The organism is Halomonas sp. HG01 (assembly GCF_000968715.2).
GTDB lineage: Bacteria > Pseudomonadota > Gammaproteobacteria > Pseudomonadales > Halomonadaceae > Halomonas > Halomonas halophila.
The window spans coordinates 3,025,410-3,051,058 of record NZ_CP022134.1 but is presented as its reverse complement, the minus strand read 5'-3'; the positions used below and the strand labels follow the sequence as shown (position 1 = coordinate 3,051,058).

Below are 25,649 nucleotides of genomic sequence, written 5' to 3'. Positions count from 1 at the left end.
GCTTGCAGCTTGCAGCTTGCAGCTTGCAGCTTGCAGCTTGCAGCTTGCAGCTTGCAGCTTGCAGCTTGCAGCTTGCAGCTTGCCGGTGCCGCCGTTTTTTTGCGTCTGGTATAGTCAAGGCTCTCATTTCCCTTCATCTGCTGCCGGAGCGCGGCCCTTGGACACTCGTTTTCCCTTCGTCGACTGGTTCCGCAATTCCTCGCCGTATATCAACGCGCACCGAGGATGTACCTTCGTCATCCTGATCGAGGGCGAGGCCGTGGCGCAGGGTCGAGGCGAGCAGCTGATCCAGGACCTGGCGCTGCTGCATACCCTGGGCGTGCGTCTGGTGGTAGTGCTGGGCATCCGCCCCCAGGTGGAGCGGGCCCTGAACGAGGACGGCATCACGCCCCGCCGCCACGGCGGACGCTGGGTGGCCGACGAGGCGATCATGGCCCGGGTCGAGCGGGTGGCGGCCGAGCAGCGACTGTGGCTGGAGTCGCGGCTGTCGCTGGGGCTGCCCAACACGCCGCTGCACGGCGTCGAGATGACGGTGGTCTCGGGCAACCTGGTGATGGCCAAGCCGCTGGGTGTGCGCGACGGTATCGATTTCGACCGCAGCGGCGAGGTGCGTGGCGTCCGCGACGAGGCGATCCGCGGCCTGCTGGATCGGCGTTCGCTGGTGCTGCTGCCGCCGCTGGGCTACTCCAGCACCGGCGAGGTCTTCGACCTGGACGCCGCCGAGGTCGCGCGCCATACCGCCACGGCCTTGTCCGCCGACAAGCTGATCCTGCTCGGCGAGGCCTGCGGCCTGTGCGACGACAGCGGCCAGCTGCGTCGGCAGCTGGCGCCGCTGGAGGCCGAGCCGCAGTTGGCCGCCGCCGACCCCGGCAGCGAGATGGCCCGCCACCTGGGCGCCGCCGTCGGTGCCGCTCGCCACGGGGTGGCCCGCACCCACCTGCTATCGTGGCAGGACCACGACGCTCTGCTCGGCGAGCTGTTCACCCGCGATGGCGTGGGCACCATGATCACCCAGCATCGCTACGAGCAGTTGCGTCGCGCCGGGATCGACGACATCGGCGGCCTGCTGGAGCTGCTCGAGCCGCTGGAGCGTCGTGGGATGCTGGTGCCGCGTTCCCGGGAGCGCCTGGAGTATGAAATCGACGACTATGTCGTCATCGAACGCGACGGCATGGTCATCGGCTGCGCCGCGCTGCATGCCTTTCCCGACGCCCGGATGGGCGAGCTGGCCTGCGTCGCCGTGCACGGCGACTATCGCGGCGGCGCCCGTGGCGACCTGCTGCTCGGCGAGGTGGAGCGTCAGGCCCGGTCGCGCGGGCTCGATGCGCTGTTCGCGCTGACCACCCATACCGCCCACTGGTTCTTCGAGCACGGTTTCGGCCTGGCCGACGTCGACGATCTTCCTCCCCTCAAGCGGGAGGCCTACAACCAGGCCCGGCGCTCCAAGATCCTGATAAAGCCCCTCGAATGAGCGCTTATCTCGCCTTGGTGTCGCTTCTCGCCATCACGCCGATGACGCGATGTCGCCGATTGGAGACGCTTTAAAGCCCTGTTTAAACAGGGCTTTTTATTTTCTCGGAGAAAGGTGTCTCCAATAGGCAACGAAAATGGCGAGCTGAAGCCCGTTTATCAGGAGGCGTTGGCGCGTGCCAACGTTTTGGTTTTTTTAAGTTATTGATTTTATAGTGTTTTTTTGGTTATGGCACGAGGATCGCAATACTCATGGGGAGCAAGCGGGAAGCGGTTCAAACGGCTCGAACCGCTTCCCGGTCGCCAAGAGGCAGCTGACGACACTGCCCTGTGCCCCTGGCCTCTCGGCGACCAACGTCTGCTCCAGCGATGTGTGACTTTAGGTTGCGATGAGACGGTACCGACGACCTCGTCATGGACGGGTACCGAGAGGGCAAGGATGCCCTGGCAAGGATGCCTCTCCCCCGCGAGGGGGACCAATTGCACGGCCACGCCCCGGCGGGGCCGTCAGAGGAAGCGAGACGGTGAGCCGTCTCAGGAATCCCACCCTGACTGAAAGGGGATTCCGCCGCTTCATGGGCCCTCGGGCCCCGGGTAAACGATCGAGTGGCGCCAGCGGCGTCATCGAACGCTTTCCCACCCCTTCAGTTCCCTGCGTATTGGGCCGGCTATGCCGGCCTTTTTTTTGCCTGCTCGGCCGCGATGCGGCGCGGGTGACAGGCCGAACTCTGGTATCCTCGGGTAGACGATAGTGGTTGCCGACTCACTCCTTTTCCGAACGCTGGCCATGACATCTGCCGTTTCCCGCCGCTGGCGGCCGCGCTCGCTGTTGCAGCTGGTGCTGCTGGCCTTCCTGATGGTGATGCTGCCCCTTGCCGTGCTGATGTTCCAGGCCGGGCAGGCGCTGTCAGAACTTTCGCGCCTCGCCGACCAGAGCGCACGTCAGGCGGTCGAGGAGACCCGGCGTGCCCGCACGCTCGGCGCCCTGGCGCTGGAGATGGAACGTGGCGCGCGTCAGTATGCGGTGGTCGAGCAGGAGAGCCTGCTCGAGATCTATGACGAGCGCCTGGCGGAGTACCGCCGCCTGCTGGCCAAGCAGCGCGAGCTGCTGCCCGACGACCCGGACGTCGAGGCGCTGTCCGGGCAGCTAGACCGGCTCGCCGAGCTGCCGGAGCTACCGCTGGAGGCGTTCAAGCAGCGACTGACCGACTTCCTGCCCTTCGCCGAGCACACCGAGGCCATGCGTCACGCCACCAACCGGCGCATCGACGATCGCCTGGACCTGATTCGCCAGCGTGCCGAGACCGTGCAGCATCGTCTGTGGTGGCAGACCGCGGCGCTGGTGTCGGCCAGCCTGATCCTGATGCTGCTGTTCACCCGGCTGATCGTACGGCCGGTGCGCCAGCTCGAGCGGCGGATCCTGGGTATCGGCAGCACCGGCAGGAGCGCCCAGCCGTCGCCGGTGCAGGGGCCCGCCGAACTGGTCAGCCTCGACGAGCGGCTCGACTGGCTGTCGTCGCGGCTCGACGAGCTGGAGGAACAGAAGCAGCAGTTCCTGCGCCACATGTCCCACGAGCTCAAGACGCCGCTGGCCAGCGTCCGCGAGGGCTCCGCGCTGCTGGCCGACGGCGTGGCCGGCGATATCACCGATCATCAGCGCGAGATCCTCGAGCTGATCGACGCCAGCGGCGGCGAGCTGCAGCAGCTGATCGAGCAGCTGCTCGACTACAACCTGCTGCAGCACAACCAGCGCCTCGAGATCGAGCGTCTGGACGTGGCCACCGTGGTCAAGGAGGTGCTGGCCAAGCATCACCTGGGCCTGCAGCAGAAGGGCATGTCGGTGCACTGCTTCGACGGCCCGCTGATCTGGCGGCTCGACCGCACGGCCACGGCTCGCCTGCTCGACAATCTGGTGTCCAACGCCGTCGCCTACGGCGAGGACGGCGGCGAGCTGGAGATTCGCGCCCGTGCCACCCACGGCTGTCTGGTCGTCGAGGTGGCCAACAGCGGCGAACCGATCCCCGAAGAAGATCGGGCGCGGCTGTTCGAGGCGTTCTATCAAGGGCGCATTCGCCGCAAGGGAGCGCTCAAGGGGTCCGGCATCGGGCTGTCGGTGGCCGCCGACTGCGCTCGCCTGCAGCACGGCAGCCTGGTGCTGGCGGAGGACGACCGCCTGGCGGTGTGTTTCCGCCTGACGCTGCCCGCGCCGGACGCTGACCATCAAGAATCGCTGACCGCTCCGGCGGTAGCCGACGCAAGGAACGACCCATGAAGATCCCACGCCCCCTGCTGCTGTGCCTGCTGTCGGCTGGCCTGACCGGCTGCCAGTGGCTGCCGGCGCAGCTGGCCGGAGAGCCCCGCGAGCCCGTGGTGGAGGAAAGTGCCGGCTGCTACGCCGAGATTCCGGATTTCGGCGAGACGACATGCCTGCTGCCGGAGTGGGTGGCCTTCGGCCTCGCCTCCCAGCGGGGTGACCGTGAGTGGCGCGACGTCACGCTCACGCGGGTCTCCGGCGACTCGCACGATCAGCGCCTGGCCCGGGCGGTCGTGCTGGCCTGGGGCAACGAGCGCGAATGGGATCAAGCCTCCGAACTGTACAAGGCCGACCTCCATGCGGCCCCGCCGCGGCTGCAGCCGCTGCTGCGCTACTGGCTCAACGAGCTGGAGGGGCGGCGCGCCCTGGGGCGGCGCCTGGAAGAGAGCCGCCGGGCCCAGCGGTCGCTGGAGGACGAGAAGGCCGAGCTGGGCGAGAAGCTGGACGCGCTCACCGACATCGAGCGCAACATCAACTCGCGACAGCAGACCGAGTAAGCGGGAGACACGAACATGATGCCAAGCGGAAGCCCTCAAGCCCCGAATCAGGGGGCCAACATCCTCCTGGTGGATGACGACCCCAGCCTGCTCAAGCTGCTGGGCATGCGCCTGGAAAGCCGCGGCTATCGGGTGACCACCGCCGAGAGCGGACGCGCGGCCCTCAAGCACCTGGACGCCGGCAACCCGGACCTGGTGCTGTCCGACATGCGCATGGACGAGATGGACGGTCTGGCGCTGTTCCAGGAGATCCAGCGCCGCCTGCCGGGCCTGCCGGTGATCATCCTCACCGCCCACGGCTCGATTCCCGATGCCGTGAGCGCCACCCGTCAGGGCGTGTTCGGCTTCCTGACCAAGCCGGTAGACCGCGAGGAGCTGTTCACCACCATCGACGAGGCCCTGAGCCAGTCCAGCGCCGCCGGCGGCAACGACGGCGACGACCGCTGGCGCGAGGCGATCATCACCCGTAGCCCGGAGATGGAACGTCTCCTCGAGCAGGCGCGGATGGTGGCCACCTCCGACGTCAGCGTGCTGGTCACCGGCCCCTCCGGCTCGGGCAAGGAGCTGATGGCCGAGGCGATCCACAAGGCGAGCCCGCGCGCCGACAAGCCGTTCGTCGCCATCAACTGTGGCGCGCTGCCCGAGCAGCTGCTGGAGAGCGAGCTGTTCGGCCACGCCAAGGGCGCCTTCACCGGCGCGATCAGCGAGCACAAGGGCCTGTTCCAGGCCGCCGACGGCGGCACCCTGTTCCTCGACGAGATCGGCGACATGCCGCTGCCGCTGCAGGTCAAGCTGCTGCGCGCCCTGCAGGAGCGTCAGATCCGCCCGCTGGGCTCCACCACCTCGGTGCCGATCGACGTGCGGCTGATCTCGGCCACCCACCGCGACCTGGGCCAGGCGATGCACGACGGCGAGTTCCGCGAGGACCTCTTCTATCGCCTCAACGTGGTCAACCTCAAGCTGCCGCCGCTCAAGGAGCGCGCCGAGGACGTGCCGCTGCTGGCCAAGCACCTGGTGGCCCAGGCCGCGGAGCGTCACAAGCCGTTCGTGAAGGGCTTCTCGCGCGAGGCGCTCAACCTGCTGGCGGGCTGCGCCTGGCCGGGCAACGTGCGCCAGCTGGTCAATGTGGTCGAGCAGTGCGTGGCCCTGACCAGCGCGCCGATGATCCCCGAGGCGCTGGTCGCCCAGGCGCTGGCCGCCGAGGAAAACGCGCTGCCGACCTTCAGCGACGCCCGCGCCGGCTTCGAGCGCAGCTACCTGATCAAGGTGCTGAAGATCACCGAGGGCAACGTGACGCAGGCCGCGCGTATCGCCGGGCGCAACCGCACCGACTTCTACAAGCTGCTGGCGCGCCACGAGCTGGAGCCCTCGACCTTCAAGCCGGGCACCGCGCACAGCGAGGCGTCCTGAGGCGAGACTGTCAGGCGCGGGGAGCTGTCAGTCGGCGTCTTCGCCGGGCAGCACTTCCAGGGCCAGCCGCCCCTCGCCGAGCCGCGCCGTCAGGCGCTCCCCGGGCCGGGTATCCGTCGCATGGTGGATCACCCGGCCTTCGTCGTTCTCGAGGATGGCATAGCCGCGGCCCAGCACCGCCAGCGGGCTGACCGCCTGCAGCTCGCGGGCGACGGCGGCCAGTCGCTCGCGCTGATGGGTCAGCGTGCGGGGCATGGCCTGGTGCAGGCGCTGACGGGCCAGCGTCAGGCGACGGGTCTCCTGCTCGAGGCGCCGCTCGGGCGAGCGCAGCGCCAGGCGACGCTCGAGGTCCGCCTCGTGGCGACGGGCGGTCTCCAGCCGCGCCTGCATGGCCCGCCGCAATCGCCCCTCCAGCTGCTCCAGCTGGCGGCGCCGGAAGGCCAGCACCTCGCCGGGATGGCGTAGCCTGGCGCGCAGGTGATCGAGCCGTTGGGCCTCGGTGTCGAGCCGCGCGCGCTGGGCGCGCAGCAGCCGGCTTTCCAGGGCCTGCAGGCGCTGCAGCAGCTCGCGGCGGTCGGGCACCAGCTGCTCGGCCGCCGCCGAGGGCGTGGGGGCGCGGTGGTCGGCGGCGAAGTCGGCCAGCGTCACGTCCACCTCGTGGCCCACCGCCGACATCACCGGCAGCCGGGAATGGAAGATCGCCCGCGCCAGGTGCTCGTCGTTGAAGGCCCACAGGTCCTCCAGGCTGCCGCCGCCGCGAGTGAGCAGGATGGCATCGCGTCCCGGGTCCAGCGCCGCCTGGCGGTTGAGCAGGCCCAGCGCGGCGATCATCGCCGGCGCCGCCTCGCGGCCCTGCACCGGCACCGGGATCAGCGTCACCTGGGCCAGCGGCCAGCGCGCCGCCAGCACCGCCAGCACGTCGCGGATCGCCGCCCCGGTGGGCGAGGAGAGCACCAGCAGGTGGCGCGGCGGAAAGGGCAGGGCGCGGCCATTGGCGAACACCCCCTCGGCGTCGAGCTTGGCCTTGAGCCGCTCATAGGCCGCCAGCAGCTCGCCTTCGCCCGCCGCCTGCACCGCCTCGGCGATCAGCTGGTAGTCGCCCCGCGGCTCGAACAGCGACACCCGGCCGCGCACCTTGACGCGATCGCCGTCGCGCATCGGCGCGGCGACGAAGCGCGCGCGGGTGCGGAACAGCGCGCAGCGCAGCTGGGCGCGCTCGTCCTTGAGGGTGAAATAGACGTGGCCCGACGACGGCCGTGACACGCCGGACAGCTCGCCCTCCACCCAGACGTCGCCGACGTCCTGCTCCAGCGCCTGACGGGCGCGTCGGTTGAGTTCGGTGACCGAGAGGGCGGTGTCGTCGCTGGGGGGCATGGGCATCCTGGGTTGGGAGAGTCGGTGGCAGAGTGCCGGCGCCCCGTACTGTAGCGGATGCCCGAGACTCGCCGCTAGGCGCTAGGCGGCGCCAGCCGCTTGAGGAGCGTCGGCAGGATCAGCACCAGCACGCTGATGCGCAGCAGGTGGTGGGTGGTGACGAAGGCCGGGTCGATGCCCAGTGTCAGCGCCACCAGGCTCAGCTCCGGGGCGCCGCCGGGCATGTAGGCGAGCAGTGCGGCGGCGGGGGAATAGCCGGTCAGCAGGTGGCCGGCCCAGGCGGCCAGCACGGCGATCGCCAGCAGCACCAGCGCCTGGGCGACGGCCATCACCAGGGCGTGGCCGACCCGGGCCAGCGAGGTGCCGGCGAAGCGCACGCCCACCGAGACGCCGATCAGCACCTGGGCCAGGGCCAGCAGCGTCGGCGGCACCGCGGCGTGGGTGACGCCGGAGAGATGCAGCGCCGCCGACACCAGCGCCGGGCCGAACAGCAGCGCGTTGGGCAGCCGCAGCAGCCGCCCGAGGGCGAGCCCGCCGAGGCCCGCCGCCGTCAGCCAGGCCGCATCCGCGAGGCCGGGCAGCCACAGCCACTGCGAGAGGTCCGGCGTGGCGCCGGCCAGGTCGACGTGGCCGATCGCCTGCAGCACCGGGGGAATCGCCACCAGCAGCACCAGGATGCGCACCGCGTGGGTCATGCCCACCACCCGCAGGTCGGCGTCGGAGGCCATGGCCATCACCGTGACCGTGGAGACCCCGCCCGGCACGCCGGCGTACAGCGAGGTCTCCCGCGTGTGGCCGGCCACGCGCTGCGAGAACCACACCGAGAAGGCCATCATCGCCGCCGTGGCCACCAGCATCACCGCCAGGCTCAGGCTCCACAGGCCCAGGTCGCCGGACAGCTCGGGCGTGAAGGCCGAGCCCAGCATCACCCCGATCACCACCAGCACGCCCTTGCGCCCGCGGCCCGGCGAGCGCAGCCGCACGCCTGAGAGGCTCGCCACGGTGGTGGCGATCATGGCGCCCAGCAGCCACGGCAGCGGCAGGTTGACGGCGAAGGCCAGCGCGCCGCCGGCAATGCCCAGCGCCAGGGTGGGCAGGAAACGCAGCAGCGGCAGTAGAGGAAAGGACGCGAGGGTAGGCAAGGCGAGGTGTCTCCATTCACAACGCATCGGGCCCGCGTAAGCGGGCCCGATGCGTGGGTCAGCCGGCGTGGCGGCGAGAGCGACCGGCGAGCAGCTTCGGCACCAGCCAGGGCAGTACCAGCAGCGCGGCGGCGGCGATCCACAGCCCCAGCGAGATGCCGGACTGCCACAGGATACCCGCGTCGCCACCGCTGATCGACAGCGCCCGGCGCAGGTTCTGCTCCATCAGCCCGCCCAGCACGTAGCCGAGGATCACCGGCGCCAGCGAGAAGCCGAGCTTGCGCAGCAGGTAGCCGAACACGCCGATGATCAGCATCAGGTAGATGGCGGTCAGGTCGGAGTGCAGCTGGTAGACGCCGACGAAGGCCAGAATGGCGATGGCCGGCACCAGCACCCAGCGCGGGATGGTCAGCACCCGGGCGAACACGCCGGCCAGCGGCAGGTTCAGTGCCAGCAGCACGATGTTGCCGATGTAAAGCGAGGCGATCAGGCCGCCGGCCACCTCGGGGCGCTCGGTGAACATCATCGGGCCCGGGGTGATGTTGTAGAGCATCAGAGCGCCGAGTAGCACCGCGGTGGTGCCGGAGCCGGGGATGCCCAGCGTCAGCATCGGCACGAAGGAGCCCGCCGCCGAGGCGTTGTTGGCCGCCTCCGGGGCCGCCAGGCCGCGCATGTCGCCCTTGCCGAAGGTGCCGTCCTTGTCTGAAAGGCGCTTCTCGGTGGTGTAGGACACCGCGCCCGCCACCGAGGCGCCGGTGCCCGGCAGCACGCCGATGATGAAGCCGAGCAGGCCCGAGCGGCCCATGGCGCCCTTGCAGTGCAGCACTTCCTTGAGGCTGACGAAGACCCGGCCCAGCGGCGGCATCTCGTCGTCGGCGTCGCGGCGGTGGGCGTGTTCGAGCATCAGCAGGATCTCGCTGATGGCGAACAGGCCGATGATCATCACCACGAAGTCGACGCCGTCATAGAGCTCCGGCATGCCGAAGGTGAAGCGCATCACGCCGGTGCCGCCGTCGACGCCCACGGTGGCGATCAGCACGCCCAGCACCGCGCCGATGGCGGTCTTGACCGGGTCCTTGCCCATCATCACCGCCATCGACGAGAAGGCGAAGATCATCAGCGCGAAGAATTCGGCCGGGCCGAACATCACCGCCACTTCGGCCAGCAGCGGCGCGAACAGCGTCAGGCCGATGATGGCGATGGTGGCGCCGACGAAGGAGCTCACCGCCGACAGGCCCAGCGCCGGGCCGGCCAGGCCCTGCTTGGCCAGCGGATGGCCGTCCAGGGTGGTCATCACCGCGCCGGCGTCGCCGGGCACGTTGAGCAGGATGCTGGACATGCGGCCGCCGTACTCGGCGCCGGTATAGATGCCGGCCAGCAGGATCAGCGCCGACTCGGCGGGCAGGCCCAGGGTGTAGGCCAGCGGCATCAGGATGGCGATGCCGTTGATCGGGCCGATGCCCGGCAGCGCGCCGAACAGGGTGCCCAGCAGGGCGCCGAGGAAGGCCAGCCCAAGGTTCAGGGGGCTCAGCGCGACGCCGAACCCCTCGATCAGGAAATCGAACATCTCGCAGCTCCGTTAGAGGATGTCGGCCAGCCAGGTGCCGTCGGGCAGGCCGATGCCGAGCCCCTCGGTGAACAGGAAGTCGCTGCCCGCGGCCATCAGCGCGGCGGTCACGAGGGCCTTGGGCCAGCTGGCGTCGAACAGCCGGGCCAGGGTCGCCACCACCAGGAAGGAGGCGGGAATGAAGCCCAGGCGGGTGAACAGCAGGGCGTAGACCAGCAGCAGGCCGAGCACGCCCAGCAGCCGTAGCGCCAGGGCAGGAGCCGGCCACTCGCCGTCCTCGCCGGGCTTGAACACCAGCACCAGTGCCAGGGCGGCGAGCAGGGCCGCCAGCCCCAGCGGGAAGGCTTTCGGCCCCACGGGCTCGTAGCTGAAGGGCACCTGCAGCTGAAGGGACTGGACGGCGATGAACGCCGCCAGACCGATCAGGGCCAGGCCCAGCAGTCGGTCGGCGGCGATTCTCATTTCAGACCCACTTCTTCGGCCAGTGACTGGAAGTCGGCGACCTGGTCCTTCACGTAGGCGTCGAAGTCGTCACCGAAGCGCGCCATCGGGAACAGCCCGCGCTCCTCGCGCATCTCGGCGAAGCCGGGGTTGTCGGCCAGCTCCTCGAAGCGCTCGATCCAGGCCTGGTAGGCCTCGTCGCTGACGTCCGGGCCCATGTAGTAGCCGCGCCAGATCGGCCACTCGACGTCGTAGCCCTGCTCGGCGGCGGTGGGGATGTCGGCGTAGGGGCCGCCCATGCGCTCCTCGGAGAGCGAGGCCAGCAAGCGCACCTTGCCGCTCTCGAGCTGGGACTGCAGCTCGGACAGGTCGCCGGTGAACACCTGGATGTGGTCGCCCAGCAGTGCGGCCAGCGCCTCGCCGCCGCCCTCGAACGCCACGTAGCGCAGCTGGCGCGGGTCGACGTCGCCGGCCTTGGCGGTCAGCGCGGCTTTCATCCAGTCCTGGCTGCCCACGGTGCCGCCGGCGCCGAAGGCCACCGAGCTCGGGTTCTCCTTCAGGTCGGCCATCAGCTCGTCGAGGGTCTGCCAGGGGGCATCGGCATTGACCACGATGGCGCCATAGTCGACGCCCAGGGCGCCGAGCCAGCGCACTTCGCCGGCGTCGTACTGGCCGAACTTGCCCAGCGCCAGGTTGACGGCGGCGCCGGTGCTGGCGGCGACGATCAGGTTGTCGTCGTCGCTGCGCACGCCGTTGACGTGGTTGTAGGCTACCGCGCCGATGCCGCCGGGCATGTAGGTGACCAGCATCGGCTCGTCGATGAGCTCGGCGGCTAGCAGGCCGTTGGCCGCCAGGCGGCAGGTCAGGTCGTAGCCGCCGCCAGGCTTGGCGGGCGCGATGCATTCGGCTTCGTCGGCGGCCTGGGCCTGGCCGGCGAGCAGGGCGCCGCCCAGCAGGGCGATGCCGGAGGCGTGGCGGATGGCCGTGTTGATCTTCATGGCGAACTCCTGTTCTCTTGTTATGCGGCGCGAGGCGCTGCCTCGAGAGCCATCTCTGTGATGGCCCGAGCGATGCTAGGCCCGCCACCTTTCATCAACCTGTCATCCCGCCCGTTACCGTCTGAGACATTGGTCTAATGCGCCTGCTGGTCATCGAGGACGATCCGCTGATCGCCCGCTCCCTGGAACACGCCCTGTCCCCGCTGGGCAACACCATCGACGTCTTCGCCACCCGCGCCGAGGCACGGGCCGCGCTCCGTCACGATCGCTTCGATCTGATCCTGCTCGACCTCGGCCTGCCCGACGGCGACGGACTCGAGCTGCTGGGCGAGCTGCGTGGCCGCGGCGACACCACGCCGGTGCTGATCCTCACCGCCCGCGACGCCGTCGACGATCGCGTCTCCGGCCTCGACCTGGGTGCCGACGACTACCTGGCCAAGCCGTTCTCGCTGGCCGAGCTGGAGGCCCGGGTGCGCGCGCTGCTGCGGCGCAGCCAGCAGCGCAGCGACAACCGCCTGCGCCTCGGCCGGTTGGCCTTCGATCCCGAGACCGGCAGCGCCAGCCTCGACGAGGCCCCGCTGGAGCTGCCGCGCCGCGAGCTGCTGCTGCTCGAGGGCCTGCTGCTGCACGCCGGCAGCATCACCCCGCGGGAGACCCTGGAGCGGCGGCTGTTCGGCTTCGACGAGGTGGGCACCAATGCGCTTGAGGTCTACGTCAGCCGGCTGCGCAAGCGGCTCAAGGACAGCGGCCTGCGCATCCGCACCTTCCGCGGGCTGGGCTACCGGCTGGAGGACGACGCCGGGTGATCGAGGTCGCGGGCTCGCTCAAGCGCCGCCTGGCGGTATGGCTGCTGGTCACCGTGACCGGGCTCGGCGCGCTGCTGATGGTCGAGGCCTGGTGGAGCAGCCGGCGCGCCGCCGAACGCGCCTTCGACAGCCAGCTCGAGGCCGCCGCCCTGACCATCGCCGAGGCCGTGCAGTGGCAGCACGGCGAGCCGGTGGTGACGATTCCCGCCGCGGCGCTGCAGATTCTGGCCACCCGCCATCAGGAGCGGGTGTTCTACGCCGTGCTCGACGCCGAGGGTGAGGCGGTCTCGACCAACATGCCCCTTGCCATCGCCCCGGGCTGGCGCGAGCGCGTCGATCGCGCGCCTTGGGCGCTGACCACCGGCTTCGACGGCGCCTCCTGGCGGCTCTACGGGCGCGAATATGACTCGGCCGGCTGGGTCTCCCAGGAGCCGGTGCAGATCTGGGTCGGCCACACCCGCGAGGGGCGGGTGGCGCTGGCCGACGAGCTGTTCGAGCGCGCCGTCAGCCGCTTCGTGGCCATGGTGCTGCTGGCCGGCGCCCTGATAGCCATGGCGCTGCGCGTGGCGCTCGGCCCCATGCGCCGACTGCGCCGCCAGCTGCGCCTGCGCGAGGCCGACGACACCCGGCCGCTCGACGCCAGCGTGCCCGAGGAGATGCGCGAGCTGGCCCAGACCCTCGACCACCTGTTCGCCCGCCAGCGCGAGAGCCGCGAGGCGTTGCTGCGCTTCACCGCCGACGCCAGCCACCAGCTCAAGACGCCGCTGGCGGGGCTGCAGAGCACCAGCGAGCTGGCGCTGAAGAGCCCCGAGCCCGCCGACTGGCACGCCGCCCTCGGCGCGGTGCACGACGGCGCGGCGCGCACCAGCCGCCTGGCCGGCCAGCTCTTGAGCCTGGCGCGGCTGCGCCATGTGGCCGAGGCGGGGGAGGTCGCCCCGCTGGACCTGGCCGCGCTGCTGCGCGAGACGCTGCTCGACTGGGCAGGGCGCGAGGCGGCGCGCGATCACGACCTGGGGCTCGACGAGTTGCCGGCCGGCCCCTGCCGGGTGCGCGCCGAGGCCTGGGCGCTGCGCGAGCTGCTCGGCAACCTGATCGACAACGCCCTGCGCTACACGCCGCCCGGCAGCACCATCACCCTGGGGCTCGTGCGCGAGGCCGAGGCGGTCGAACTCTACGTGGAGGACGACGGCCCCGGCGTGCCGGCCGAGGCCCGCGAGCGGCTGCTGCGGCCCTTCGAGCGCGGCGGGCGCCAGGACACCGACGGCTCCGGGCTGGGACTCGCCATCGTCGACTCCATCGCCCGGCGCCTCGGCGGCCGGCTGAGCCTCGCCGAGCGCGCGCCCCACGGCCTGATCGTGCGCCTGCGGCTGCCGCGCTGTGGCGACGACGAGACAGGGAGGAACGCATGAGGGCAGGACGGTGTGTCGTGAAGTGGTTCGTGGGTGGCCTGCTGGCGCTGTCGCTGGGCCTGGGAGGCGTGGCCTCGGCCCAGACCGCCACGCCGCTGGTGGTGGAGGCGGCCCTGGACCGAGAAGTGGTCACGCCGCTGCTCGACGCCTTCCGCGACGCCCATCCCGAGATCGCGCTGGACTTCCGCGACCGCTCGACGCTGGAGGTCGACGATCTGGTGGCGTCGGCCGACCCGCCGCCGGACGTGGTGATCAGCTCGGCGATGCCGTGGCAGATGGCGCGGGTCAACGAGGGCCGGGCGCGGCGGCTGGACTCCGCCGAGGTACGCGACTGGCCGGCCTGGGCCAAGTGGCGTGACGAGGTGTTCGGCTTCACCTTCGAGCCGATCGTGATGGCCTACCGGCTCGACCTCTCGCGGCGCATGCTGCCGCCGACGACCCACGCCGACCTGCACACCCTGCTGACCACCGAGCGCGAGGCGCTTTCCGGGCGGGTGACCAGCTACTCGCCGCTGGGCAGCGGCGTCGGCTATACGCTGTTCCAGCAGGATGCCCGCTACACGCCGCGCTTCTGGGACCTGGTGGCCGGCATGGGCGGCGTCGAGGCGCAGCTCGAGAACAGCACCCGCGCCATGCTCGAGGGCCTGAGCGACGGGCGCTACTGGCTCGGCTACAACCTGCTCGGCTCCTACGCCATGGTCTGGGCCCAGGATCACCCCGAGGTGATCGTCCAGGTGCCCCAGGACTACGCCCTGGTGCTGATGCGCATGGCCTTCGTGCATCGCGACGCCCCGCATCCCGCCGCCGCCGAGACCTTCGTCGACTTCCTGCTCAGCCACGCCGGACAGCGGGTGCTGGCCGGCGAGACGCCGCTGTTCAGCGTGCGGCCCGACGTGATCGGCCCCTACACCGCCCAGCGCCTGCGCGACCAGGTCGGCGAGCGGCTCTATCCGATCCCGCTCAACGCCTCGCTGCTGGCCTTCGTCGATCCCCAGCGCCGCGACGCCTTCCTGGCCCGCTGGCGGCGCGAGTTCACCCCCGATGACTGAAGCGTTTGCGACGTCGACTGGATTGCTGTAGGGCGGCCCCGGGCGTTATAATGGTTGATTAACTTCACCTCCCTCCTTCCCACCAGCGCACTGGGTGTTGCCGACTATGCTACGTATGGCCCAAGAAGCTCTTACGTTCGATGACGTATTACTCGTTCCCGGCTATTCGGAGGTCCTGCCCAAGGACGTCAGCCTCCGGACACGCCTGACCCGCGACCTATACCTCAACATCCCGCTCCTCTCCGCCGCCATGGACACCGTGACCGAGGCCCGCCTGGCCATCGCGATGGCGCAGGAAGGAGGCATCGGCATCATCCACAAGAGCATGACCATCGCCCAGCAGGCCGCCGAGGTGCGCAAGGTCAAGAAGCACGAGAGCGTGATCGTGAAGGACCCGGTCACCGTCGGCGCCAAGGCCAAGCTGGCCGACCTGCTGGCCATGGCCCGCGAGCACGGCTTCTCCGGCTTCCCGGTGGTCGAAGGCGAGACCCTGGTGGGCATCGTCACCGAGCGTGACATGCGCTTCCAGCCGAACCACGGCGACAGCGTCTCCGACATCATGACCCCGCGCGAGAAGCTGGTCACCGTGGCCGAGGGCACCGGCCTCGACGTCATCAAGGGCAAGATGCAGGAGCACCGCGTCGAGAAGATGCTGGTGGTGGACGACGAGTTCCGCCTGCGCGGCCTGGTCACCTTCCAGGACATCGAGAAGGCCCGCACCTTCCCGCACGCCGCCAAGGACGAGGACGGCCGCCTGCTGGTCGGCGCCGCCGTCGGCACCGGCCCCGAGACGCCTGACCGCATCGCCGCCCTGGCCGACGCCGGCGTCGACGCCATCATCGTCGACACCGCCCACGGCCACTCCCGCGGCGTGATCGAGCGCGTGGCCTGGGTCAAGGAGCACTTCCCGCAGATCCAGGTGATCGGCGGCAATATCGCCACGGCGGAAGCCGCGAAAGCGCTCGCGGAAGCGGGTGCCGACGGCGTCAAGGTCGGCATCGGCCCCGGCTCCATCTGCACCACCCGCGTCGTCGCCGGCGTCGGCGTGCCGCAGATCACCGCCGTCTCCAACGTCGCCGCGGCGCTCAAGCCCTACGACATTCCGCTGATCGCCGACGGCGGCGTGCGCTTCTCCGGCGACCTGGCCAAGGCCATCGCGGCCGGCGCCAGCGCGGTGATGGTCGGCGGCCTGCTGGCCGGCACCGAGGAAGCCCCGGGCGAGGTCGAGCTCTACCAGGGCCGCACCTACAAGGCCTACCGCGGCATGGGCTCCATGGGCGCCATGTCCCAGACCCAGGGCTCCAGCGACCGCTACTTCCAGGACAAGGAAGCCGGCGTCGAGAAGCTGGTGCCGGAAGGCATCGAAGGCCGCGTGCCCTACAAGGGCGTGATGGGCGCCATCGTCCACCAGATGATGGGCGGCCTGCGCGCCTCCATGGGCTACACCGGCTGCGCCAGCATCGAGGAGATGCGCACCAAGCCGGAGTTCGTGAAGATCACCGGCGCCGGCTTCAACGAGTCCCACGTCCACGACGTGCAGATCACCAAGGAAGCCCCGAACTATCGTGCCGGCTGATGCCAGCCTGACGCCGTAGAACGATGAGCTGGAAGCGCGCCGCCGGGCGGCTTCCAGCTTTTCGCTTCCGGCCCGCGAAATTCGCTCCCCGTTTTGCCCGCCTCGTATAGGAATGGCCAGATGACCGACATTCACGCCCACAAGATCCTGATCCTCGACTTCGGCTCCCAGTACACCCAGCTGATCGCCCGCCGGGTCCGCGAGATCGGTGTCTACTCCGAGATCCGCGCCTTCGACATCACCGAGGAAGAGATCCGCGAGTACGCCCCCAACGGCATCATCCTCGCCGGCGGCCCGGAGTCCGTCACCGAGCTGGACTCGCCCCGCGCCCCGCAGTGCGTGTTCGAGATGGGCCTGCCGGTGCTCGGTATCTGCTACGGCATGCAGACCATGGCCGAGCAGCTCGGCGGCGCCGTGGAAGGCTCCAACAAGCGCGAGTTCGGCTACGCCCAGGTGCGCCTCGACGTCGAGACCGCGCTGTTCAAGGACATCTCCGACCACATCGACGCCGAGACCGGCAAGAGCCTGCTCGACGTGTGGATGAGCCACGGTGACAAGGTCGCCCAGGTGCCGGCCGAATTCAGCGTGACCGCCTCCACCCCGAGCTGCCCGATCGCCGCCATGGCCTGGGAAGAGAAGCGCTTCTTCGGCGTGCAGTTCCACCCCGAGGTGACCCACACCCTGCAGGGCCAGCGCATCCTCGAGCACTTCGTGCTGGATATCTGCCAGAGCGAGCGCAACTGGACCCCGGCCCAGATCATCGAGGACCAGATCGCCCGCGTGCGCGAGCAGGTCGGCGACCGCCACGTGCTGCTCGGCCTGTCCGGCGGCGTGGACTCCTCCGTGGTCGCCGCGCTGCTGCACAAGGCCATCGGCGACCAGCTGACCTGCGTGTTCGTCGACAACGGCCTGCTGCGCAAGGACGAAGGCAACCAGGTGATGGAGACCTTCTCCCAGCACATGGGCGTGCGCGTCATCCGCTCCGATGCCGAAGACCTGTTCCTCGGCAAGCTCGAGGGCGTGGCCGACCCGGAAGAGAAGCGCAAGATCATCGGCAACACCTTCATCGACGTGTTCGACGAGCAGGCCGCCAAGATCGAAGGCGTGGACTTCCTCGCCCAGGGCACCATCTACCCGGACGTGATCGAGTCCGCCGCCAGCAAGACCGGCAAGGCCCACGTCATCAAGTCGCACCACAACGTCGGCGGCCTGCCCGAGACCATGAAGCTCAAGCTGGTCGAGCCGCTGCGCGAGCTGTTCAAGGACGAGGTGCGCAAGCTCGGCGTCGAGCTCGGCCTGCCCTACGACATGGTCTACCGTCACCCCTTCCCGGGGCCGGGCCTGGGCGTGCGCATCCTCGGCGAGGTGAAGAAGGAATACGCCGACATCCTGCGCGAGGCCGACGCCATCTTCATCGAGGAGCTGCACAACGCCGGCTGGTACCACAAGACCAGCCAGGCCTTCGCCGTCTTCCTGCCGGTCAAATCGGTCGGCGTGGTCGGCGACGGCCGCCGCTACGAGTGGGTCATCGCCCTGCGCGCCGTGGAGACCATCGACTTCATGACCGCCCGCTGGGCGCACCTGCCCTACGAGCTGCTGGAGAAGGTCTCCAACCGCATTATCAACGAGCTCTCCGGCGTCTCCCGCGTCACCTACGACGTGAGCAGCAAGCCGCCCGCCACCATCGAGTGGGAGTGATCGCCAGGGCAGGGCGGATGAACGCCGCCTAGCCCCAAAGCATCACTTGCGTCATACGAAAGCCTGCCGTTATCGGCAGGCTTTTTTTGTTGCCAAACGTAACCAGGCTAAGCTTAACTAGGCTTCAGCGGCCTAGGCTGTGGCCGATAGAACGGAGCAGGAAAGCACAATGCGAAGGGAGTCGCAGGGAAAGGATGTGATCCCCGGGCTGCAGCGTGTCTTTCTGCGAGGGTTCTCGGTCACTCGTGGGATTCCGACCCCAGAAGGGCTTGCCCACGCCATGGCGAATATTCCTACCCCTGTTATGCCGCCGGCACGATGATTGGTGTTATGACGCCTAGCTATAATTAATTTGTTTTTAAATCAATGGGTTGGGTCTTAGACAGAGTGCGGTATAACACGAATGAACGTGCCGACGCGTTCAAGTGGATAAACGCGCCGGCTATCTAATACCTGTTATGTTTGAGGGAGAGTAATGAGCATTTTAGCACTTGATCTACTGATTGATGCAGGACTGCTTACTGCGAGTGGGAAAGCTGTCGATCTCTCGTTGCTATCAGATAATGAGGTTTCATCTAGGATCTCACAGTACTCTAATGCCCGAATTCAAACAGCAACGACAGAGGTGGAAAAGGAATATGATGGCAAACATTTAAGTGCTTTGTTCAGCACTAGCTCAGCAGACGTTAGCCAGAACAAGCTACTATCTTCTGCTTTGGTCTATGAATCAATTGCTATTGATGATCCACTTGTATCTTCAGCCTCAACTATAAGTTATGACAAATTAAAAAAGGGGTTGGATTTATTTTCGTGGGCATTTGAATTGATTAAATCTGGCTTCATTAAAGTAATTCCTATCTCGTTTTTTAATAAACCGAGTGAAGAAATTCCCTTGTTGCATTCAGATGATGCTTTCAAATCTTCAATTCCGGAAAAGATTCATGATTTTGTTCACGATAATGCGATATTAAGGTCTGTCCTTAAAGATGATAGGGAACGAATGTTAGTTCTTCGTGAGGGTGCTGAAGTCAGTCGGCGAACAGCGTTAAATGTTAGCTTCAAGGATGATTATTGGCATTCAGGTGTAAGTCTATATCTGTTTCAAACTCTCGAGAACGGGACCGTCACTTGGGATAAAGATGGCACTCTTACGGAAGAAAAGTATAAGCAGTGGGCATATCAGACAATAAACCAGGCCATGAGAGCTAGGCTAATTGGTATTTATAACGAAACCTACTTAGCTTCGAGAACAGGACATACATACATAACTGAATCTTCATTCGAATCAAAGTTTTTAGCAATGTCTGGAAATTCAGAGTTCAGTAATGGAGCAATTTCAGCAAAATTTCTAGAAGCGAATAATAGTTTCATAAAAATTGAATCCCCGAAAACTATTATTGAGCTGAGAGATAAATACTCGACAGCCTTTGAAAGGTTTAATTACTCTTTGTTGAGCGTTACTGAAGAACTCTGTGATGTTGCCCCTGAGAACTTTGAAACGAAAGCTGAATTGCTTTTCCATAGGGAGATTATGCCTCAGATAGATGAGATTCGAGATAATGTAAATTCAATCTCTAGTTCTGGGGTTAAAGGTGTATTAGGCAGTTTGGTAGGCTTGTCAGCTGCTGTAGCTACTGGTTCTTCTCTGCCTTTGATTCCAGCTCTTATGAGTAGTGTATCTGCAGGGATGACAGAGGCTTTCCCATCGATATCTCAACAACAAAGATTAAAGAATAGGCCTGCATATATATGGCACCGAGTTACAAAAACATAACAAGCGCAAGCACTCGGAACAATTTTCAGCTACGCTCCAAATTGTCCGGTGTTGCGGGCGTTATGTTGAAGAGAGATTATGGCACTTAATCTAGATAAACTAATAAAAACACACCAATTTAATTTTGAGACAAAAGCCTTAGGGGAGTTGATTTGCAATAACTTCTCTGTGTCAGTAATGAGTGAAGCTGGAAAGTGGCTAGCCGACAAAGAAACAAGAGACTCAGTTGAGTTTGCCAGATATTTTACAACTCTCCTATGCCAACCAGCTAATAAGGAGAAAGATAAGAGCTGTCGGATTAACGAAGAGCAAGCAGAATTGCTGACTCATAATGAGCTCGCGGATTTTGCAAGGCAATTCATTGAGAAAAATAGCTACCTTTTAGATGACAAGGATAAGCAGGAAGCAATAAGAAAAAAGAACGACCAAGGAGAAGTTGTCGTTTCGATCAAAAATCATATTTCAGATGAGCTTCTCAAAAAGAGCGACGAATCGGAAACAGATCATTTGCTTCGGGTGGTTGATGTATATATCGCTCAATCCAACAAAAGAACAAAGGAGATATTTGAAAGTGCTACTAAAGGTCTTTTTTCAAGCACCACGTTAGGCCTTTTAGAGGAAAATAAGCGAATATCCAATAGTTTGGGAAGCTCTCTTGGTCATCACAAATCTTTCAAGCTTCCTGAAATACCAGAAAACCCTGTTTTTGAAACCAACCGTCAGTTAGCTTTATTTGGCAAAGAGTTGAACGAAGTAGCTTCGCTTATAAAGAATATGAACGATCTGGCTGTTCAAATGGCTATGGATTCAGTAGTAGCAACTGCACGGACAAAGTTTTGGAATAACGTAATGTTCGTGTTGGGCTTGATTACCCTAATTGTTACAGCGGTATTTTCATACCTTGGTTATTCTTCATCAAATGAATCATCGAGCCAGGTCGAAAGTTTACTTGTTGAGCAAAATGCGCTTATGAAGACGCAAGAGATAAGCCAAAAAGAATTGATAGATGTAATATCTTCAATACCTCCTGTCTTAGATAGATCTATTTTACAGAACCAAGATCAGGAAAGAATCATTCATTCTATTTCAACGCAGGTAAACAACATAACAAGTCAATTCAGTTCGCAGCCTTCGGCTGCTAGGACGCCGCAAAGCGGTGCCACTGATTGAAGCGTTAAATAGGACACCCACCTCAAACTCTGGCGAGATGAACCAGTCGGGGACCGACCCTGAGGGATCCCCAGGAATCTTACAAGAAAATCAAGATATTAGGATTGAAGAAGGCCTGCATGGGAAGGCATGTTGTTAATCGCCAAACCAACAATATGCCGAGACCCCCATGCAGACGACTCGATTCTTGCACAAGATCCTGTCGGGTTCAGCCCAGATTATCCATGCACTGCGCCTGAATGCCGTCTTTGATGCCGTACAGGCGCTACTGAGCAGTCAGCGCTTGGGATTGACCGCTTTAGGCCGCCATCTTCCTGGAAATACCACCCCAAAGCATGCCATCAAGCGTATGGATCGGCTGCTTGGGAACTCTCACCTGCATCAGGAACGCCCTCTGTTCTATGACCAGGTGGCCCGACTGCTCATCGGTAACATGAAGCATCCGAGAATTCTGGTGGACTGGTCACCGATCGATGATCGTGGTCGACACTTTTTGCTGCGGGCCTCGCTTCCATTAGCAGGTCGCTCGTTCCCGCTCTATGAGCGGGTGCATCACAAGGATGCCTGTCCGCTCTGCCAGCGCCATTTATTGGATGCCCTCGCCTTGATGCTACCGGAGAGAAGTCGCCCGATCCTGGTGACCGATGCCGGATTTCGAGGGCCTTGGCTGCGAGAAGTGGCCGCTCGCGGCTGGTATTACGTGGGGCGTTTGCGTCGACCGACCCTGGTTCGATTTGCTGGCGAGGACTGGCAGTCTGTCGGGAACGTATTTGCATCAGCCAGTCGGACACCAGAACGCCTGGGCGTGGCCGAGATCGCTCGGCGGGCGCCTGTAGAAACGTGGTTGTACCGAGTTCGCCATACGCTCAAAGGACGTCGCCACCTCACCAAGCAGGGTCAGTCCTCACGCGCCAAGCGCAGCCGGAAAGCAGCCAAAGGCAAGCGAGAACCATGGGTATTGGTCAGTAATCTGCCCCCTTCGTCCACGACTGCCAAGAAAGTGGTCGCGATCTACCGCCAGCGGATGCAGATCGAAGAAGGGTTTCGTGATCTCAAGAGCCCCTTGTTTGGCCTGGGCTTCGGCATGCATCAAACCCGCCATGCGCGGCGCATCGAAATTTTGCTGCTGATCGGCATGCTGGCTAGCTTGGTGCTGTTCGCTATGGGGCTGAAGACCCAACGTGAAGGAAGTGCTCAGCAGTTTCAGAGCAACAGCCTGCGGTCACGATCCGTTTTGTCTATTTGGCGGCTGGGGAAGGAGGCCATTCAGACCTCTCTCCCTTGGCAGTTGCGCTATCGATGGGATGAGTTGGTGCCATTGCTGCACGAAGAAGCCTTGGCACAGCATGGTAATACTTCATGAGGGGAAAACGTGGGGATCCCTCAGGGACCGACCCCAATTAATGGCTATTGGCGAGTCGCTGGCGAAACCTCGGTAGACTCCGGGCCACCGGCGGCAAGCGGGTCGCCATGATCAGGGCGGACGCCAAGGCGTACAGGGTCCACTCCCCGAGGTCGGCGCGCACCACCCAGAGGAAGTGCAGGAGGATCAGCCCCAGGATGGGGTAGGAGAGCTTGTGCAGCGGCTTCCAGCGTTTGCCGAGCTTTCGCATCGCCCAGCGGTTCGAGGTCGCGCCTAGGGCCGCCAGGCCGGCCAGGGCGAGCATGCCGACGATGATGTAGGGGCGCTTGACCAGCTCGCTGCCGAGCATCGCCCAGTCGAGCCCGAGGATGAACAGGGCATAGCTGAGCAGGTGCAGGCTGGCGTAGGCCAGCGTCCAGAGGCCGAGCTGCCGGCGGATCAGCGCAAAGCCCTTCCAGCGGGTGAGTTTGGTCAGCGGCGTCAGGCTCAGGGTCAGCAGCAGCATCCACAGCCCACCCAGGCCGAGATTCAGCAGCAGGTAGCGCCCCGGCTCGGGGCCGGCGGCGTTGTTGGCGACCTGCCAGCCCCACAGCAGCAGGGGCGCCAGCGCCGCCAGGAACACGCCGATGCGCCAGAGCCGCCATTTGCCCCGCGCCGTCATCAGAAGTGCTCCCGCAGGTCCATGCCCGCGTACAGCTGTGCCACCTCGTCGGCGTAGCCGTTGAACAACCGCGTATCGATGGTGTTGGGGCTGAACAGGCTGTTAGGCAGGCGCCGCTCGCTGGCCTGGCTCCAGCGAGGGTGGTCGACCCGAGGATTGACGTTGGCGTAGAAGCCGTACTCCTCCGGGGCGATTCGCTGCCAGGAGTTGACCGGCTGCTCCTCCACCAGCGAGATGCGCACGATCGACTTGATGCTCTTGAAGCCGTACTTCCACGGCACCACCAGCCGCAGCGGCGCCCCATTCTGGTTGGGCAGCTCGCGGCCGTACATGCCGAGGGCCAGCAGCGTCAGCGGGTGCATGGCCTCGTCCAGGCGCAGCCCCTCCACGTAGGGCCAGTCGATCAGCGAGAACGAGGAGCGCTGGCCGGGCATCTGCTCGGGATCGACCAGGGTCTCGAAGCGCACGTACTTGGCCTTGCTCGTCGGCTCGGCGCGCTTGATGACCTCGGCAAGGGGAATGCCCAGCCAGGGAATCACCATCGACCACGCCTCGACGCAGCGCAGGCGATAGATGCGCTCCTCGAAGCGGGAGGGGCGGGCGAGATCCTCCAGGTCGAAACGGCCGCCGTTGTTCACCTCACCGTCGATCACCACGCTCCACGGCTGGGTCTCGAGATCGCCGGCGCGGCGGGCCGGGTCGGACTTGCCGGTGCCGAACTCGTAGAAGTTGTTGTAGCCGCTGGCGTCGTCGAACGGGGCGATCGCGTCCTGCTCGGGGTCGTCCGGCACGATGGCTCGCCGACGGGAGGCATCGAGCTTTTCCTTGAGCCAGGCGGGCGCATCGCCGCTGGGAACATCGGAATAGTCGGCGCTGGCCCGGGCCCGGCCGGACAGGGCGAGCCCCGCCCCCAGGCCGGCCATGCCGCCCATGAAGCGGCGGCGTGAGAAGTAGATGGATTCCGGTGTCACATCGGATTCGCGCAGATCGCTGGGCTTGGCGATGTTGATCAGCATGGGAGGCCTCCACTGGCGGGGACGTGGGCACGACGAGTCTAGTCATCGTGACACCTCGGCCCCGTGAAAACCCTGACGGCAAGATGACAGCTTTGTAATGTGAAGTGCTCGCTCTGATGCTGCTCAGGTGCCCCACCATGCCGATCCCCTCTCACCGCTAGGTCCTCGGGACGATGATCGCGTGGGCGTGGCGACTTTGAACGTCGCCACCGGTGCAGTGGCGATCCCTCGAGTAAACTTAGGCGTTGTTTTCGCTGGGCCACGCATCCTGTCAGCTCTCAAGGTGTTAGTCATATGGAAGCAACTCTGCGAACTCCACAGACGGCCGATTACGAGGCTATTGCTTCTTGGGTGGTCGATAAGAAGGCTTGTGCTCGCTGGGCCGGCCCCTTAGTGCCGTTTCCGTTTTCGTCGGAGAACTTGCCTGAACTCCTCGAGGTGGAAGGCTGCGCTAGCTACTGTTTGGTTGATAGCAACAACCAATGTGTTGGTTTCGGTCAGTTCTGGATGACGGATCATGGAGCCGTGCACATAGGGAGAATCATTGTTTCACCCGAAGCTCGGGGGGTAGGTGCGGGTCGTCTCTTGTGCGAGAGGCTCATGGATAAAGCGCTTCGCTCAACCGGCGCTCACATGGTGACTCTTCGTGTATATCGAGATAACCATACGGCACGTTCCTTGTACTCAAGCTTGGGATTCGTTGTTGTGAACTCAGAATCTACGGGCGACATTTTGTTTATGCGTGCGATGCCTGACAAGGCACGAAAGGCAGACGCATGAGACGCGCCGCTTCGTTTTTGCGCTATATCAGCTCTGCCGAATACCCTCGACCAAGTTCAGACGAGGGACAGAACCTGATGACCTCACCATGAGATGACTCCACAGGAACCCGCCCAACGGCGGGTTCTTTTTTGCCATGCGCCTGACACCCCGTCTACTCTGCTCGCTCCCATTTCGCCGAACCCCACCCAGGAGCCCCACCATGCCGACCCTCTCACGCCGCCAGGTCCTCGGGACGATAAGCGCCGCCGGCGCCATGCTCGCCGCGGGCCAGCCGGCGCTCGCTAGCGCGTCTACCACATCCGCCGAGGCAGCTGATCTGGAGCGGGAGTTGGGAGAGCTGGAGCGGTCGGCCGACGACCGCGTGGGCGTGGCGCTGATGAACGTGGCCACCGGTGCGGTGACGAGCCATCGCGGCCACGAGCGCTTCCTGTTCAACAGCACCGGCAAGTGCTTCATCGCGGCGGCGGTGCTGGCCCGGGTGGACGAGGGAAGCGAGACGCTGGACCGCCGCATCGTGATCGAGGAGGGCGATCTCGTCGGCTGGACGCCGGTCACCGAGAAACGGCTGGGCGAGCCCGGTCTGATGGTCGCCGAGCTGTGCCAGGCGGCGGTGGCCTGGAGCGACAACGCGGCGGCCAACGCGCTGATCGAGAGCGTCGGCGGGCCGGAGGCGGTCACCGCCTTCCTGCGCGCCATCGGCGACGACACCACCCGGCTGGATCGCGTCGAGCCCGCGCTGAACACCCACGACCACCCGGGCGACGAGCGCGACACCACCACGCCGCTGGCGATGATGGCGACGCTGCGCACCCTGCTGCTGGGCGATGCCCTGTCGCCCTCGTCGCGGCACCAGCTCGCGTCCTGGATGATCGAGGGCAAGGTCGGTGACGCCCGGCTGCGCGCCGGCATGCCGTCGTCGTGGCTGGTGGGCGAGAAGACCGGCACCAACGGCGTGGGCAACGCCAGCGATATCGGCATTGCCTGGCCGGGCGATCGTGGCGCGGTGATCGCCGTCGCCTATACCCTGATGCCCAACGCGACCGGGGCCGAGCGCGACGAGACCATTGCCGCCGTCGGAAGGCTGGCCGCCCACGTATAATGTCGCCCAGCGCGCCATCGGGCAGGGCTCGA

Annotated in this window: 21 protein-coding genes; 14 read left to right on the top strand and 7 right to left on the bottom strand. The window is 65.3% G+C overall.

Annotated features, from left to right (window positions below; all coding sequences use genetic code 11):
• Positions 1-157: 157 nt before the first annotated feature.
• From argA to glrR, 4 genes are all read left to right on the top strand, one after another.
• Complete coding sequence (gene argA, locus UN84_RS14470; RefSeq protein ID WP_046078295.1) at positions 158-1,471, top strand: amino-acid N-acetyltransferase; 1,314 nt, start codon at positions 158-160, stop codon at positions 1,469-1,471.
• A 786-nt stretch (positions 1,472-2,257) separates the two neighbouring features.
• Positions 2,258-3,742: an ATP-binding protein gene (locus UN84_RS14465; RefSeq protein ID WP_046078294.1), complete on the top strand. Its 1,485-nt coding sequence runs from the start codon at positions 2,258-2,260 to the stop codon at positions 3,740-3,742.
• Entirely contained in the window at positions 3,739-4,281 is a 543-nt protein-coding gene (locus UN84_RS14460; RefSeq protein WP_046078293.1) for a hypothetical protein, read from the top strand. The genes UN84_RS14465 and UN84_RS14460 overlap by 4 nt, the downstream gene beginning before the upstream one ends.
• A 15-nt stretch (positions 4,282-4,296) precedes the next feature.
• Positions 4,297-5,691, top strand: coding sequence for a two-component system response regulator GlrR (glrR, locus tag UN84_RS14455; RefSeq protein ID WP_046078292.1), 1,395 nt, complete (start codon positions 4,297-4,299; stop codon positions 5,689-5,691).
• A 27-nt stretch (positions 5,692-5,718) separates the two neighbouring features.
• On the opposite strand, the gene xseA is transcribed toward glrR, so the two are convergent.
• The 5 genes from xseA to UN84_RS14430 all read right to left on the bottom strand — a co-directional run bounded on the left by xseA (position 5,719) and on the right by UN84_RS14430 (position 11,213).
• The gene (xseA, locus tag UN84_RS14450; protein WP_046078291.1) at positions 5,719-7,065 is read right to left on the bottom strand and encodes an exodeoxyribonuclease VII large subunit; all 1,347 of its coding nucleotides are present in this window, start codon (positions 7,063-7,065) and stop codon (positions 5,719-5,721) included.
• Between the two features lie 74 nt (positions 7,066-7,139).
• A complete protein-coding gene (locus UN84_RS14445; RefSeq protein ID WP_173835021.1) occupies positions 7,140-8,207 on the bottom strand; it encodes an AbrB family transcriptional regulator in 1,068 nt (355 codons plus the stop codon).
• A gap of 58 nt (positions 8,208-8,265) precedes the next feature.
• Positions 8,266-9,774 carry a tripartite tricarboxylate transporter permease gene (locus tag UN84_RS14440; protein WP_046078290.1) on the bottom strand — a complete coding sequence of 503 codons (1,509 nt, stop codon included), beginning with the start codon at positions 9,772-9,774 and terminating at the stop codon, positions 8,266-8,268.
• A 12-nt stretch (positions 9,775-9,786) separates the two neighbouring features.
• Positions 9,787-10,236 carry a tripartite tricarboxylate transporter TctB family protein gene (locus UN84_RS14435; RefSeq protein ID WP_046078289.1) on the bottom strand — a complete coding sequence of 150 codons (450 nt, stop codon included), beginning with the start codon at positions 10,234-10,236 and terminating at the stop codon, positions 9,787-9,789.
• The gene (locus tag UN84_RS14430; protein ID WP_052719298.1) at positions 10,233-11,213 is read right to left on the bottom strand and encodes a Bug family tripartite tricarboxylate transporter substrate binding protein; all 981 of its coding nucleotides are present in this window, start codon (positions 11,211-11,213) and stop codon (positions 10,233-10,235) included. The genes UN84_RS14435 and UN84_RS14430 overlap by 4 nt, the downstream gene beginning before the upstream one ends.
• A 137-nt stretch (positions 11,214-11,350) precedes the next feature.
• Here UN84_RS14430 and UN84_RS14425 point away from each other — a divergent pair, with 137 nt between their 5' ends.
• The 8 genes from UN84_RS14425 (at position 11,351) to UN84_RS14390 (ending at position 22,058) form a co-directional block, all read left to right on the top strand.
• Positions 11,351-12,019, top strand: a complete 669-nt coding sequence (locus UN84_RS14425; protein WP_046078288.1) for a response regulator — start codon at positions 11,351-11,353, stop codon at positions 12,017-12,019.
• Positions 12,016-13,428, top strand: a complete 1,413-nt coding sequence (locus UN84_RS14420) for a sensor histidine kinase (protein ID WP_046078287.1) — start codon at positions 12,016-12,018, stop codon at positions 13,426-13,428. Before UN84_RS14425 ends, UN84_RS14420 begins: the two co-directional genes overlap by 4 nt.
• A gap of 17 nt (positions 13,429-13,445) precedes the next feature.
• On the top strand, positions 13,446-14,477 hold the full coding sequence (locus UN84_RS14415; protein ID WP_237022328.1) for an ABC transporter substrate-binding protein: 1,032 nt from the start codon (positions 13,446-13,448) through the stop codon (positions 14,475-14,477).
• Positions 14,478-14,583: 106 nt separating this feature from the next.
• Positions 14,584-16,053 (top strand): IMP dehydrogenase, encoded by a 1,470-nt coding sequence (gene guaB / locus UN84_RS14410; RefSeq protein ID WP_046078286.1) that lies wholly within the window; start codon positions 14,584-14,586, stop codon positions 16,051-16,053.
• Between the two features lie 120 nt (positions 16,054-16,173).
• Positions 16,174-17,751 (top strand): glutamine-hydrolyzing GMP synthase, encoded by a 1,578-nt coding sequence (gene guaA / locus UN84_RS14405; protein WP_046078285.1) that lies wholly within the window; start codon positions 16,174-16,176, stop codon positions 17,749-17,751.
• 475 nt (positions 17,752-18,226) lie between these two features.
• Complete coding sequence (locus UN84_RS14400) at positions 18,227-19,525, top strand: hypothetical protein (RefSeq protein WP_152662831.1); 1,299 nt, start codon at positions 18,227-18,229, stop codon at positions 19,523-19,525.
• Positions 19,526-19,603: 78 nt separating this feature from the next.
• Complete coding sequence (locus UN84_RS14395; RefSeq protein ID WP_152662830.1) at positions 19,604-20,695, top strand: hypothetical protein; 1,092 nt, start codon at positions 19,604-19,606, stop codon at positions 20,693-20,695.
• 169 nt (positions 20,696-20,864) lie between these two features.
• Complete coding sequence (locus UN84_RS14390; RefSeq protein WP_046078284.1) at positions 20,865-22,058, top strand: IS4 family transposase; 1,194 nt, start codon at positions 20,865-20,867, stop codon at positions 22,056-22,058.
• A gap of 37 nt (positions 22,059-22,095) precedes the next feature.
• Here UN84_RS14390 and msrQ read toward each other — a convergent pair whose 3' ends face one another.
• Both msrQ and msrP read right to left on the bottom strand, forming a co-directional pair.
• Positions 22,096-22,719 carry a protein-methionine-sulfoxide reductase heme-binding subunit MsrQ gene (msrQ, locus tag UN84_RS14385; protein WP_046078283.1) on the bottom strand — a complete coding sequence of 208 codons (624 nt, stop codon included), beginning with the start codon at positions 22,717-22,719 and terminating at the stop codon, positions 22,096-22,098.
• Positions 22,719-23,735, bottom strand: a complete 1,017-nt coding sequence (gene msrP, locus UN84_RS14380) for a protein-methionine-sulfoxide reductase catalytic subunit MsrP (protein ID WP_046078282.1) — start codon at positions 23,733-23,735, stop codon at positions 22,719-22,721. The genes msrQ and msrP overlap by 1 nt, the downstream gene beginning before the upstream one ends.
• Before the next feature lie 294 nt (positions 23,736-24,029).
• Here msrP and UN84_RS17545 point away from each other — a divergent pair, with 294 nt between their 5' ends.
• Positions 24,030-24,515 carry a GNAT family N-acetyltransferase gene (locus UN84_RS17545; protein WP_082090821.1) on the top strand — a complete coding sequence of 162 codons (486 nt, stop codon included), beginning with the start codon at positions 24,030-24,032 and terminating at the stop codon, positions 24,513-24,515.
• Positions 24,516-24,717: 202 nt separating this feature from the next.
• Positions 24,718-25,617 carry a class A beta-lactamase gene (bla, locus tag UN84_RS14370; protein ID WP_046078281.1) on the top strand — a complete coding sequence of 300 codons (900 nt, stop codon included), beginning with the start codon at positions 24,718-24,720 and terminating at the stop codon, positions 25,615-25,617.
• The last annotated feature ends 32 nt before the right edge of the window (positions 25,618-25,649 follow it).

What these genes read in the sequence shown, in the direction of transcription:
- UN84_RS14465 (WP_046078294.1), top strand. Translation starts at nt 2,258, where the DNA reads ATGACATCTGCCGTTTCCCGCCGCTGGCGGCCGCGCTCGCTGTTGCAG.
- UN84_RS14460 (WP_046078293.1), top strand. Translation starts at nt 3,739, where the DNA reads ATGAAGATCCCACGCCCCCTGCTGCTGTGCCTGCTGTCGGCTGGCCTG.
- glrR (WP_046078292.1), top strand. Translation starts at nt 4,297, where the DNA reads ATGATGCCAAGCGGAAGCCCTCAAGCCCCGAATCAGGGGGCCAACATC.
- xseA (WP_046078291.1), bottom strand. Translation starts at nt 7,065, where the DNA reads ATGCCCCCCAGCGACGACACCGCCCTCTCGGTCACCGAACTCAACCGA.
- UN84_RS14440 (WP_046078290.1), bottom strand. Translation starts at nt 9,774, where the DNA reads ATGTTCGATTTCCTGATCGAGGGGTTCGGCGTCGCGCTGAGCCCCCTG.
- UN84_RS14435 (WP_046078289.1), bottom strand. Translation starts at nt 10,236, where the DNA reads ATGAGAATCGCCGCCGACCGACTGCTGGGCCTGGCCCTGATCGGTCTG.
- UN84_RS14430 (WP_052719298.1), bottom strand. Translation starts at nt 11,213, where the DNA reads ATGAAGATCAACACGGCCATCCGCCACGCCTCCGGCATCGCCCTGCTG.
- UN84_RS14425 (WP_046078288.1), top strand. Translation starts at nt 11,351, where the DNA reads ATGCGCCTGCTGGTCATCGAGGACGATCCGCTGATCGCCCGCTCCCTG.
- guaB (WP_046078286.1), top strand. Translation starts at nt 14,584, where the DNA reads ATGCTACGTATGGCCCAAGAAGCTCTTACGTTCGATGACGTATTACTC.
- guaA (WP_046078285.1), top strand. Translation starts at nt 16,174, where the DNA reads ATGACCGACATTCACGCCCACAAGATCCTGATCCTCGACTTCGGCTCC.
- UN84_RS14400 (WP_152662831.1), top strand. Translation starts at nt 18,227, where the DNA reads ATGAGCATTTTAGCACTTGATCTACTGATTGATGCAGGACTGCTTACT.
- UN84_RS14395 (WP_152662830.1), top strand. Translation starts at nt 19,604, where the DNA reads ATGGCACTTAATCTAGATAAACTAATAAAAACACACCAATTTAATTTT.
- UN84_RS14390 (WP_046078284.1), top strand. Translation starts at nt 20,865, where the DNA reads ATGCAGACGACTCGATTCTTGCACAAGATCCTGTCGGGTTCAGCCCAG.
- msrQ (WP_046078283.1), bottom strand. Translation starts at nt 22,719, where the DNA reads ATGACGGCGCGGGGCAAATGGCGGCTCTGGCGCATCGGCGTGTTCCTG.
- msrP (WP_046078282.1), bottom strand. Translation starts at nt 23,735, where the DNA reads ATGCTGATCAACATCGCCAAGCCCAGCGATCTGCGCGAATCCGATGTG.
- UN84_RS17545 (WP_082090821.1), top strand. Translation starts at nt 24,030, where the DNA reads ATGGAAGCAACTCTGCGAACTCCACAGACGGCCGATTACGAGGCTATT.
- bla (WP_046078281.1), top strand. Translation starts at nt 24,718, where the DNA reads ATGCCGACCCTCTCACGCCGCCAGGTCCTCGGGACGATAAGCGCCGCC.